At 68.5% G+C, this 11,882-nt stretch carries 12 protein-coding genes and 1 tRNA gene; 1 reads left to right on the forward strand and 12 read right to left on the reverse strand.

Translation table 11 applies throughout. The annotated features are described in order from the left end of the window. The 6 genes from EAD89_RS26640 to EAD89_RS30580 form a co-directional block, all read right to left on the reverse strand. Positions 1-417 (reverse strand): hypothetical protein, encoded by a 417-nt coding sequence (locus tag EAD89_RS26640; protein WP_233579157.1) that lies wholly within the window; start codon positions 415-417, stop codon positions 1-3. Then, on the reverse strand, positions 414-1,088 hold the full coding sequence (locus EAD89_RS26645; protein WP_121677636.1) for a hypothetical protein: 675 nt from the start codon (positions 1,086-1,088) through the stop codon (positions 414-416). Before EAD89_RS26645 ends, EAD89_RS26640 begins: the two co-directional genes overlap by 4 nt. Beyond that, entirely contained in the window at positions 1,085-3,118 is a 2,034-nt protein-coding gene (locus tag EAD89_RS26650; protein WP_147458878.1) for a hypothetical protein, read from the reverse strand. Before EAD89_RS26650 ends, EAD89_RS26645 begins: the two co-directional genes overlap by 4 nt. Then, positions 3,118-3,897 carry a hypothetical protein gene (locus EAD89_RS26655; RefSeq protein WP_121677638.1) on the reverse strand — a complete coding sequence of 260 codons (780 nt, stop codon included), beginning with the start codon at positions 3,895-3,897 and terminating at the stop codon, positions 3,118-3,120. The genes EAD89_RS26650 and EAD89_RS26655 overlap by 1 nt, the downstream gene beginning before the upstream one ends. Before the next feature lie 35 nt (positions 3,898-3,932). Then, the gene (locus EAD89_RS26660; RefSeq protein ID WP_158610780.1) at positions 3,933-4,634 is read right to left on the reverse strand and encodes a Crp/Fnr family transcriptional regulator; all 702 of its coding nucleotides are present in this window, start codon (positions 4,632-4,634) and stop codon (positions 3,933-3,935) included. Between the two features lie 310 nt (positions 4,635-4,944). After that, positions 4,945-5,121 carry a hypothetical protein gene (locus EAD89_RS30580; RefSeq protein WP_158610781.1) on the reverse strand — a complete coding sequence of 59 codons (177 nt, stop codon included), beginning with the start codon at positions 5,119-5,121 and terminating at the stop codon, positions 4,945-4,947. 204 nt (positions 5,122-5,325) lie between these two features. On the opposite strand from EAD89_RS30580, the gene EAD89_RS30320 reads away from it, so the two are divergent. After that, on the forward strand, positions 5,326-6,807 hold the full coding sequence (locus EAD89_RS30320; RefSeq protein ID WP_147458880.1) for a hypothetical protein: 1,482 nt from the start codon (positions 5,326-5,328) through the stop codon (positions 6,805-6,807). 73 nt (positions 6,808-6,880) lie between these two features. Here the strand turns inward: EAD89_RS30320 and EAD89_RS30585 are convergent, their stop codons facing one another. The 6 genes from EAD89_RS30585 to scpB form a co-directional block, all read right to left on the reverse strand. Next, positions 6,881-7,063, reverse strand: coding sequence for a hypothetical protein (locus EAD89_RS30585; RefSeq protein WP_158610782.1), 183 nt, complete (start codon positions 7,061-7,063; stop codon positions 6,881-6,883). A gap of 366 nt (positions 7,064-7,429) precedes the next feature. Beyond that, a tRNA-Pro gene (locus EAD89_RS26675) sits at positions 7,430-7,503 on the reverse strand. 196 nt (positions 7,504-7,699) lie between these two features. Further along, the gene (gene der, locus EAD89_RS26680; protein ID WP_121677642.1) at positions 7,700-9,103 is read right to left on the reverse strand and encodes a ribosome biogenesis GTPase Der; all 1,404 of its coding nucleotides are present in this window, start codon (positions 9,101-9,103) and stop codon (positions 7,700-7,702) included. Between the two features lie 76 nt (positions 9,104-9,179). After that, positions 9,180-9,860 (reverse strand): (d)CMP kinase, encoded by a 681-nt coding sequence (gene cmk / locus EAD89_RS26685; RefSeq protein ID WP_121677650.1) that lies wholly within the window; start codon positions 9,858-9,860, stop codon positions 9,180-9,182. Between the two features lie 192 nt (positions 9,861-10,052). Next, positions 10,053-10,823, reverse strand: coding sequence for a pseudouridine synthase (locus EAD89_RS26690; RefSeq protein ID WP_121677643.1), 771 nt, complete (start codon positions 10,821-10,823; stop codon positions 10,053-10,055). Beyond that, complete coding sequence (scpB, locus tag EAD89_RS26695; RefSeq protein ID WP_233579164.1) at positions 10,810-11,580, reverse strand: SMC-Scp complex subunit ScpB; 771 nt, start codon at positions 11,578-11,580, stop codon at positions 10,810-10,812. Before scpB ends, EAD89_RS26690 begins: the two co-directional genes overlap by 14 nt. Between the last annotated feature and the right edge of the window lie 302 nt (positions 11,581-11,882).

Consider the following 11,882-nt stretch of genomic DNA (forward strand, 5'->3'; position numbering starts at 1 on the left):
CTAACGCGCGGATGGACCAGGTAATCCGGGTGAACTTTCGGTAGGCCACCAGGTTCGCAGCCAGATCTGACCCACGACCGCCCGTTCGAACGCGTCCTCGTCGGCTGTCGCCGTCACCCAGGCGTCGATGAAGGCTTCGCGGTCGTCGCCGTACCGACGAGCGACGTGATCGTAGTAGTGGAGCGACCATGCGGTCGTTAGCTGCCGCCGCGGTGCCAGCGTGTAGAGCGCCAGCAACGCGCTAAGCATGACACTGACGCTGGCGACGAGCAGTGCGCCTTTGGCCCAAGAGCCGTGAGCCGACGGTAGTTGCCCGGCCAGGATCCCGGCGGCAGCCAGGACGGCGGCCGCCTTCACATCGGCGAAGCGGATCATCTCATTCGCCTGCTGCAGCGTGGCTCGTTCCGCCTCCCTCATGAGGCTTCCAATCGTTCCGCCAGATCGGGCCGGTCGTACGAGGAGAAGAGCTGCCCCAGCTGCCCGAGCAGATATCGGCGGTCGCCGTCCTCAAGCCGCCCGAGAAAGTCACCGATCAGCTTGGCAATCACCAGGAACCGGGACTCGCCGACATCCCCGAACTTTTCTGCGATTTTCTCGAAGTTGATGGTGAGTAGCTCTTCTGGCTGGTCAGGGTGGTGGTAGAGCCAATAGCTACGGGCGACGTCGGGACGGGAGTAGACGCTCTCCCGCAGGTACCGTATCCGCTCGAGCTCGGCCTGCTGCTTCAGCCGTTCGAGGGCGGTTTGCCGGTCGATCTCCAGGATGGATTCCGCTGCGATACGGGCTTGCCGGGTGACCGTCAGCTTGACGCAGACGCCGTTGACCTTCCGGGTGTTGATCTCGATCTCTGCGTTGCCGGCCTGGGTGACGCTGTATTTGGCGGTCACCTGGCCGGCCCACTCCGTGATCTTCTGCCGCACCGTCCAAAGGGCAGCCTGATCGTTTCTCTGCCATAAGACCTGAAAGGTCGCATCGAACGCTACGTGTGGATGGCAGCTGGGCAGCTCGGCGGAAAAGGTGACCGGCTGTGCGGGATCCTCGGGCTTCAGCCAGAGGCTCGCCAGGCGGTCAAGCCAGTTCTCGCTCATGGGGCGACCAGTGGGTTCGCTCGGTGGAGCCGCTCGTTGAGCCGATCACGCGCTTCGCGGGCGGCCGGCGCCTCGGCGTCGCGGGCGAGTGGCTGCCAGTCGTACAGCAGGTCGGACATGCGGGCGAAACGGCTGCTGGCACCCTGGCCGATCCCGCCGGCGCGGACCATCAGATCGGTGATGAGGTCCTCGTAGGCAGGATCCTCGATCGCCGCATCCAGCCAGCGGAAGAGCGCCTCACGGAATTCGCCTTGCGGCCCTTCGCCCGTGAACAGGAGCGTGAAGGCGTGTACCAGCCCAGCTCGCAGTTCTGCGTCGCCAGCCAGCTCGGCGAGGAGGAAGGCGACCCTGTCCCGAGTTTCCGAAATCGCCGCCAAGGCTCGCAGCCCGACGTCGTGCCGCCGGTCCTGCGCGGCCGTCCAGTCGACGACCCGGCGCAACGTCGCCTGCCGGTGCAGCGGTCGGCCCCAGAGCGACCGCACAGCATCCACAACCCCGTCAGTGACATCATCGATGCCCCGCCCGGCCAGGTTGTTCAGGCGGGTCAACACCGCCTGCGGATACGCGTCTGCCAACTCCCCGCCGCACACTGCCGCGACCGCGCAAAGCAGCGTCACACTTCCCGACTGGACGGCCCACTGATTGAGCCGACCGCGCATCGCCGCCCCAGCCTCAGGGCTCAGCGCAACCGCCGTCATCAGGTCGACAACCAGCGGTCGCAGTGTCTGGTACCCCCACCACCGCTCGGTCAAGGTACGCACTTCGGGCGCGTCTGCCCCGGGAAGCGCCAGGGTCACGGCGAGCATGGCTGAGGCCACCTGCCCGGCGACACGGACGTTCGGGGAACCGCCACGGCGCATCGGCAAGTCGGACGCCCAGCTCCAGAGGCGCGTACGGAAGGCCTTGGACTGGTCGGCGTGCACAAAGCGCAGGATCGCGACGTTGTAGGACGGCAGGGTGAAGAAGACCCGGTGCTCGTCGTCGATCTGGGCGCGGACGCTCTTGGCGAGCTGCCGGATCCCCGGGGCGCCGATGCCGCCGCGCACGTTCGCCGGTTCCGACAACTTCTCGGCGAGCTTCTCCATGGCATGAAGGACGTTGGTGGCCTGTCCCCCCTGCAGGAAGGCAAGGGCAATGAGGAAGAGCCTGGTCCGCGCATCGACGTTGTCTTCGAACCAGGTGGCCAGTTCTTCGTCCCAGTTCTGGTAGGCCTGGACCGACTTGCCCGCGATCTCGGCCAGCGTCTCCTGGGGGTTCCCGGCCGCGGCTCTGATCCTGTGGGACAGCCTCGCGATCTGCGCCGGGGTGGCACCCTCTAGCATCGCCGGTATCGGCGGAGTCCTGAGCAGTGTGTCCACGTCCAGGCGGGCTCGCTGGTCGTCCAGGAGCTGGCTCAGCAGTTTCTCGCGTTCAGGAGCGGTGACCGTGAGGACGGTGAAGCCCGGAACGTCCTCGGGCCTTTCGAGGCTCTTGCGGTCGACTAGGACGACGAGGTACGAGTCCCCCTTTTCTACCGCCTCTCGGTAGGCGATGAGAAGCTCACGCAACCGGCCGTTGCGGCTTCCAGGCGGCACCGTGAGCAGGTAGGCGGATGGGCCGTACGACGACCAAGGCACCTCGTCGACGGGCAGGAGCCGCTGCTGATCGTCGTCGGTCGGGATCTCCCGCCGAGGCGAGGGAACGCCGCCGAGCAGCCCGACTGCAGCGGTCCGCCGACCGGTGCCGGGTTCGGCCACCAGCAGGACGTGGCGCCGCTCCCGCAGGATCGCGGCAGCAGCTTCCCTGGGCAGTCCGCCCGGGCCGTAAAGACGCTCCACGAAGGTCCGAATCGTCTCCTGAACGAAAACGTCGGAAAGCTCGCGGGCAGCCTTGTAGCGCCCGAGCCAGTTGTGGACGTTTTGCACCATATCGCCCTCGACACGCGAGGCCGCCTGACCGCTGTTCTCTTCGATGTAAGGGCCGTCGTCGAGGTCGTCGGCGTAGGACTCGTCGATGTCCGGATCCACCGGCTCAATCGGGTCGGTAGTCATCACTTACCACCCCGATGCTGCGTCATGCTCTCGACCGTGGTCGCGACCTGGCCGTCGTTCCGCTTCACCCGCGGCCCGGAGATCAGAGGCCCCACCGGCTCCCCAGCGATCGGCCGAGACGGCGGTTCAGCCGGCATCACACCGAGAAGGTTCCCGGAGACCTCCGGGATGTAGAGCCACGCCTGTCGGCTAAACGCCTTGCCGTCGACCGTCGCCGTGACCGGGAGACAGCGGTCCGGCTGCATTCCGGCGTACCCAGCGGCTATGACGTCCTCGAAGACGCGATCGGAAAAGATGCAGGCTACAAATGTCACGTGCGGACTGGCAGCGGCGAGCACAGCCTTCACCGGCGCCGAATCAAGCAGGCGGTGCGTGTCGTTGCGCGAGTCCCCGTTGCCGGTCCAATAAGGATTTTCCGGATCTGCCGGCAGCGGCCCGACGTGCAGGCTAACCCTCAGCTGAAGGCGTTCACGAGCCTGGCGGTTGTGCTCCGCCAGGCGTTCCTGCAGCAGGCGCGGGAACGGGTCCACCAGGTAGGGCAGGACCCGCGGCGGGAGGCCAACCGCGAAGCCATCACCGGCAGGGCCTAGGAACGCCGGGCGGTCCCACTCGGCCCCCATCCCGGCACCGGTGAGGGCGTCACCCACAAGGTCGAGGAGATTCTTGCTGATCGCCTCTTGGGCGCTGCCTGGTTCGGCGGTGAAACCCTTGGCGTCCACGGCCAGAATCGCCCGGTACGGTGGCAGATCGATCGAACGTGCGAACGGGATGTGATTCACGGGAGTCCTTCCTGGAGAACGGGACCCCCTCAGCGTCAGTCGGGGACGCGCGGTTCTCTGCCCAGTTCTGGGCGAAAACCCTGTGACCGACAGCTCAACGCCGCCGGATCCACGATGGTGATCTCGCGCCGCCCGGTAGCGACGATGCCTGCCTCGCGCAGGGCGGTGAGCTCGGCAACGACCGCGTTGCGCGAGGTGCCCACCAGTTCCGCGAGTTCCGCCTGGGACAGCCGGATCAGGGCACGCTGGTCAGCACGCCGGCTCTCGCGGTCGAGCTGGATCAGCGCCCGAGCGAGCCGCTCCCGCACGGACAACACGGCCAGCGCCACACGTTGGGCGTCCGAGGTGCGCAGCCTGCCCACCGTGTAGGCGGCGAAGCCTGCAGCGAACGCGGGCCGGGTCAGGAAGCGCCGAAACTGCGGGCCGGTCAGCAGCCGGGTGACTGTGGTGGTGAGAGCGGTGACTGTGGCCGACCGAGGTTGCAGGTCGACGGCGGCCAGGTCACCGACGACGTCTCCGGCGGCCCGCAGCGTCAGGATCGCGCGGCTGCCGTCGCTCTCCGATCGTACGATTTTGACGCAGCCCGCGAGGACCACGTGCACGTGCTGGGTGGTGTCGCCCTGGCGCAGGAGCACGTCGCGGGGTTCGAAGCGTACGGGGATCCCGGTGCCCTGCACTCGGTGCCACTCGTCTTGTGGGAGATAGGCAACGAGTCCGGATTCGCCGTGGTCACGCATGAACAGAATGTAACGCCGAAGGTAGCCGGGGGCGGTCGCCGTTCGATGGCGTTGCCGGGCTTGGCTCAGACTGCCCAACATGATGACCAACCAGAACAATGCAGGGCAGGGCGACGAGGCACTGAACAGGCGGGCGGAGCCCGAAAAGCTATTGAAGGTCGACGAGCTGCGGCGGGACCTCGCAGGTCAGTCCCACCGAGTTCATCCGGTCGGTGAGCGGCTCGCCGTCGGCGGTCGGCACCACGAAATGCGGCCAGCGGTCGGCGGCATACCGCTCGCGGGCCTCGACGAGAGTCTCCCAGTCGGCCAGTCACGCGCTTGTCGGACGGTCGCCCGCCAGCAAATCGCGGCCCAGGCCGCGCACCTGCGCCACCATCGCGGTCACCGCAGCGTTCTGCTCCCGGATCGAGCGCACCCACGCGTCGACCGGGGCACCGGGAGACACGGCCTTGCCGCCACGGCAGCGCGCACCGTGGCACACGCGCATACGCTGATACTGGCATCTTAGACAGCGGAGAACGCCGGTCACCTTTGATGGTTCTGGCGATGATCTCGTGATCGCGCCGGTCCCGCCATATCCTCCGCATGATCACGCGGACACCAAGATCACGACGCGCTTACCCACATCTGCGTGCACCTGCGGACGGACTGCCCAGGGAAGAGTGTCGGCGGGCGATGCGAGACTCGTCATATGCCCGTGCGCTTCACCGATGCCGAGGCTCGGCACCAGCTGACCGCGCTGGGCTACAGCGCAGTCGCGGAGTATCCGGGCAGCACCAAGGCGTGGGCGGCCATCTGCGTGACCTGCCACGAGGCAGTATCGGTAGTGCTGAACCGTGTGAAGCGTGACGACCGGCCACGGTGCTGCTGTCGACGCGAGAAGCGGGCGGCAGCGCACCGGACAAGGGGTGAGCTCAAGGTTCGCAACAACGCCGACCGAGCCGTCGGACGGATGCGGACATACGACTGGGAACCGCTGGAGCCGTACCGGGGTGCAAAGACGCGCTGGAGCTGCCGGTGCTTGAGATGCGGAACGGTCGGGACCCCGATCCTGTTCGGACAGGACCGCACGCGTGGATGCGCAGGATGCAGCGGACGGGTCGGACGAATCACCGACGAGGTCGCTCGGCAAGTGATGCGCCGGGCAGGCTGGTTTCCCTCAGGTCCTTTCCCTGGACCGCGCGAGCCATGGGAATGCGCATGCGCGACCTGCGGCAAGATCGCCAAACCCCGGTACGAGACAGTCAAGAGCACAGGGAACGGATGCAAGCTCTGTGCGGCGAAAGAGACCGGCAAGCGCCGCCGAGAACGCTTTGCATCGACCGCTATCAGCGTGATGCGTACGGCAAACCTGAAACCGCAGGAACCGTTTCCCGGCGCGAACAAGGGGTGGCGATGCCAGTGCCTGACCTGCGGAAGCTACACGCAGCCCACATACAGCAATGTCTCAAGCGGTGGCGGCGGTTGCGAAACCTGCCGCAGGAGGAAGCAGGGGAACTCCAAGCGAAGCCGATTTGCAGAGGAGGCGACCGAACGCCTGCGCGCGGCCGGCTACGAACCGTTGGTCGAGTATCCCGGGGCGGCGCACCCGTGGCGGCGCCGCTGCCGATGCGGGCGCAATACCACGGTGCGGATCGGCAACGTCGATGCCGGTCAACGCGGATGTCGTCGCTGTGCCGTGTCAGGGTTCAACGCGTCGAAGGCGGCGATCGTGTACCTGCTCCACAATGCGGAACTACAGGCGCTGAAGACCGGGATCACGCAGGTCGGCTCAACACGCGTCGGGAGGTTCAGGAAGCTCGGCTGGTCCGTACTCGTCACCGAGGCGTTCCAGGACGGGATGGACGCGCTGAGGGTTGAAGATGCGATTCTCACCTGGTGGCGCAAGGATCTTGGGCTACTGCCGTACCTGGCGCCAGGCTCGACCCGAGATGGGGGCTGGACCGAGACTATCGATGCCGGCTCGATCGACCAGGCCCTCGTCCTGCAAAGGCTCCGGACAGAGGTGGCGAACGTCCGCAACCGCGTGCCTGGCGGCCCGCGAGGCAGTAGCTCTGGCACCGCCGAGATCCCACGTCAGTTACTACAAGACAATATGGACGCCGCAAAGGACAGCCGCGACTCCGAGCGGCAAGCTGGCTGCCCTCACGCATGGATCGTCGGTGGCCGCTGAGCGATGACGGCCGGTCGCGCTGCTGCGATTGATGCATCTCGGGGTGGCGAACATTTTCGCGGCACCCCGCCTGCTAACGACGACGAGCGACCGGACCAAGGACATCGAGATCCTCGCCCTGCGACACCAGATCATGGTGCTTCAGCGCCACCTCGGCGAGCAGCGCCTGCGGTTCGATCCGGGCGACCGGCGTTGCTGCCCGCGCCGGCACCGCGCAACGTGGTGCGGCGGCTGGGCTGCTGGTCCGTCCGGACACGATCCTTCGGTGCATGGGCGATTCCGCCCCGCGCCGCCGTGCTCCCGGCCCAAGCGCCCGGATCGCCGCTTCCTAGCCGGGCGCCAGCTGCCGGAACAGCTCCCTATCAACAGAAGAGCCGATAGCAGCGCAGGGGGATCATGCCCTTTTTGTCCAAAATCGCCTGCGGTCAAGAGGTCCAGCAGCGACCACAACGACGCCGATGCAGTACGCCTACCAGGCGGTTCACAGCGGAGGCAACCAAGATCGGCTCGCAAAACCACCCGAGTTAAGGGTTCCGGCAGCGCCTCACACGCCACTACATCGAGCCATAACAATAGACTGAGAGTTTCCGCAAGTCACTGACCTGCGGAAACCCTCTCGCTGTCGGGACGGCCGGATTCGAACCGACGACCCCTTGACCCCCAGTCAAGTGCGCTACCAAGCTGCGCCACGTCCCGCCCCCGCGTGGTTTCCCCCGCGGCAGCCGATACAGCTTAGCGCAGCAGCCCTCGCTACTCCGCACAGGCCCCACCCAGGTTGCGGCCTCACCGAACCACCCCACAACCCCTACGGCATCCTAGGAGGGTAGGTAGGAGGAAGGGCAAGGAAATGCCGGATGGGCGAGCGCCCATCCGGCATTTTCTACAGCTCAGATCAGCCGTGCGCCTTGCCCCGCCCGCCCGGCCCGAGCTTCTTGCGCGGGCGGACCGAGATTTCGATGGGGCTGCCCTCGTACCCGAACTCCTCACGGAGCTTGCGCTCGACGAAGCGCTGGTAGCCGGCGTCCAGCGGGCCGGTGGTGAAGAGCACGAACCGCGGCGGCGCCACCCCGGCCTGGGTGGCGAACAGGATCCGCGGCGCGCGCCCACCGCGCACCGGGTGCGGGGTGGCCTGCACCAGCGCGGTCAGCCACTGGTTGAGGTGCGCGGTCGGCACCCGGGTCTCCCAGCTCGCGAGGGCCTTGTTCAGCGCCGGGGCCAGCTTGTCGACGGCCCGGCCGGTCATCGCCGACAGGTTCAGCCGGATCGCCCAGGGGATGCGGCGCAGCTCCCGGTCGATCTCCTTGTCGAGGTAGTACCGGCGGTCGGCGTCGACCAGGTCCCACTTGTTGAAGGCGATGACCAGCGCCCGACCGCTCTCGGTCACCATCGACAGGATCCGCTGGTCCTGCTCGCTGATCGGTTCGCTGGAGTCCAGCAGGACCACGGCCACCTCGGCGGCCTCGATGGCGGCGGCGGTACGCAGGCTGGCGTAGTACTCGGTGCCACTGGCCTTGCCGACCCGCTTGCGAAGGCCGGCGGTGTCCACCAGTTGCCAGGTCTGACCGCCGATCTCGACCAGGCTGTCCACCGGGTCGACGGTGGTGCCGGCGACCGAGTCGACGACCGCCCGCTCCTCACCCGAGAACCGGTTGAGCAGGCTGGACTTGCCCACGTTGGGGCGGCCGACCAGCGCGACCCGGCGCGGCCCGCGCGGCCGGTTCTCCACGATCGCCGGCGCCTCGGGCAGCGCGGCGAGGATGGCGTCCAGCAGGTCGCCGGAGCCCCGCCCGTGCAGCGCGGAGACCGGGAACGGCTCACCGAGGCCCAGCGACCACAGCGAAGTGGCCTCCATCTCGATGGAGGTGTTGTCGGCCTTGTTCGCCACCAGGATCACCGGCTTGGCGCTGCGCCGCAGCATCTTCACCGCGGCCTCGTCCACGTCGGTGGAGCCCACCATCGCGTCGACCACGAACAGCACCACGTCCGCGGTGACCACCGCGGTCTCGGCCTGCGCCGCGATGGCCGCGGCCCGGTCCTTCGCGTCCGGTTCCCACCCGCCGGTGTCCACCACGGTGAACGCCCGGCCGTTCCACTGCGCGTCGTACGGCACCCGGTCCCGGGTCACCCCGGGGATGTCCTCGACGACCGCCTGCCGGCGGCCGATGATCCGGTTGACCAGCGTGGACTTGCCCACATTGGGGCGACCGACGACGGCCACCACCGGCTGCGGGCCGGACGGCTCCTCGACGGCGACGTCCGGCTCACGCAGCTCGACCCATCCAGCACCCTCGCTCATGCCGCTCCTCCGCTGCGCTCCGGACCGTCATGAGGCACGTCCGCACTGAACCTGATGATTCGCTCGCTACGCTCGCTCATGCCACGCCCCGTTCGGTGAGCAGGTCGCGCAGCCGGGCCACGACCTCGTCGATGCCCAGCTCGGTGGTGTCCAGCACCACTGCGTCCGGCGCCTGCGCCAGCGGGTTGACCTTGCGGGTGGAGTCGAGCCGGTCCCGGCGGGCCAGGTCGGCGGCGGTCGCGGCCACGTCAGCCGCGTCCTCGGCGCTGCGCCGGGCAGCCCGGGCCGCCTCGGAGGCGGTCAGGAAGACCTTCAGGTCGGCGTCCGGCGCCACGACCGAGCCGATGTCCCGGCCCTCGACGACCATCCGGCCGGCGTTGGCGATCATCTCGCGCTGCCGGGCGACCAGCAGCTCGCGGACCGCCGGCACCGCGGCGACGGCGGAAACCGCCCCGGTCACCTCGGGACCGCGGATCTCCGCGTCCACGCTCACGCCGTCGGCGGTCACGCCGTACCCCTGGGGGTCCGTGCCGATGCGCAGGTCCACCTCGCCGGCGACCTTCGCCACCGACGCGGCGTCGGTGAGGTCGACGCCGGAGCGCAACACGGCCCACGTGATCGCCCGGTACATCGCCCCGGTGTCCAGGTAGCGCGCACCGATGCCAACGGCGAGTCGCCGCGAGACGGTGGACTTACCCGAACCGGACGGCCCGTCCACAGCGACAACACATCGCCCGGCCCGTACGTTTTCCTCCACCGTGTCCTCCTCAGCCCGTACCTCGCGGATCGCCCGGTGCTGGCGCCGCAAGCGGTTGTCCATCGTCATCAATCATGCCCGCAGCTCGCCGCGCACCGCGCGCGGTGCCGTGCGACGCGACCCGCGCCACCAGCGCGGCCGGCGTCCGGGCCGTCCGGGAGCCTACCGAAGGCCGTACCCCGAACTCGGGGGTCAGTCACCCACCGCGTTGAACAGCGCGGCGACCTCGGCGTTGGTCAACCGCCGGATCCGCCCGGTACGCAGGTCACCCAGCCGGATGGGCCCGATCGAGGTACGCACCAGCCGGGTGACCGGGTGGCCGACCTCCTCCATCAGCCGCCGGACGATGTGTTTGCGCCCCTCGTGCAGGCTCAGCTCCACCTGGGCGGTCTTGCCCAGAGTGTCCACCACCTTGAACGAGTCGACCTTGACCGGCCCGTCCTCCAGCTCGACGCCGGCCAGCAGCCGCTTGCTCAGGTTGCGCGGGATCGGCCCGACCACCTCGGCGAGGTAGGTCTTCAGCACCTCGTACGAGGGGTGCATGAGCTTGTGCGCGAGTGTGCCGTCGTTGGTGAGCAGCAGCAGGCCCTCGCTGTCCGCGTCGAGCCGCCCGACGTGGTAGACCCGCTGCTCCACCCGGTTGCCGATGAACTCGGCCAGTTCGTTGCGGCCCTTGTCGTCCGCCATGGTGGTGACCACCCCGCGCGGCTTGTTCATCGCCACGTAGACCAGGCGAATGTCGACCTGGAGGCGCTCGCCGTCCACGTGGATCACGGCGGTGGCCGGGTCGACCTTGTCGCCGAGCTTGGCCACGCGCCCGTCCACCGTGACGCGGCGGCGGAAGATCAGGTCCTCGCAGGCGCGCCGGGAACCCACGCCTGCGGCGGCGAGCACCTTCTGCAGGCGCTCGGCACCCTCGTAGACGGGGGCGTCGGTTTTCGGGGAACGGTTATCGGGTCGCATCGGCAAGCTCTTCTACGTCGTCGGGCAGGAAGGGTGCGAGTGGCGGCAGCTCGTCGACGGTGTTCAGCCCGAGTTTCTCGAGGAACAGCGTGGTGGTCCGGTAGAGGAACGCCCCGCTGTCCGGTTCGGTGCCGCACTCCTCGACCAGGCCGCGGGTAACCAGCGTACGGATGACCCCGTCGCAGTTCACACCCCGGATGGCCGAAATGCGCGATCGGGTCACCGGCTGCTTGTAGGCGACCACGGCGAGGGTCTCCAGCGCCGCCTGGGTCAGCCGTACGGACTGCCCGTCCAACACGAACTGTTCGACATAGGTCGCGTATTCCGGCCGCGTGTACAGCCGCCAGCCGCCGGCCGCCCGGCGCAGCTCGAAACCGTGCCCGGCGGCGGTGTAACCGGCGGCGATCTCGTCGAGCATCGGCCCGACCCGCTCGGCCGGCTGCTCCAGCACCTGGGCCAGGATCAGCTCGCTGACCGGCTCGTCGACGACCAGCAGGATCGCCTCCAGCGCGCCGCGCAGCTCGGCGTCGGACAACTCCGGCGCCGGCTCCGGCGCGACCGGCGCCCTGCGCCGCCCCACAACCGACCGAGGGGGTACGCCCTCAGCAACGCTCTCCCCCGCGACCGCCTCGCCGGCTTCCTCGGCGACCGCCTCCTCGGCAACGACCTCCTCCGCGATCTTGGAAGATTCCGGCCCGTGGAGGGGTGCTCTGCCTCCAAGATCTTCCGCGGGGGTCGGCTCGCCGGTGACCGGCACGGTCGACTCGGCGGTGACAGGTGGGGTGGGCTCGGCAGTGCCAGGCAGCGTCGGCTCGACGGTGACGGGCGTCGGCTCGTCGGTTACGGGCGAGGTCGGCTCGGCAGTGACCGGCGGGGTCGACTCGTCGGTGACGGGCGGGGTCGCGTCTGCGACGGGCTCTTCGCCGGCGACGGCTTCTTCGTCGGGCTCGGAGACGGTGGGAGCCTGCGGGCGGGGCGGTCCCACGGGGGGACCCAGGCGGCGGCCTGGTCGGCCAGGGAGTCCCGGCGTTCCTCGTCACTCATCCCGCTCCCCCTCCG

Source organism: Micromonospora sp. BL4 (assembly GCF_003667505.1).
Classification (GTDB): Bacteria; Actinomycetota; Actinomycetes; order Mycobacteriales; family Micromonosporaceae; genus Micromonospora.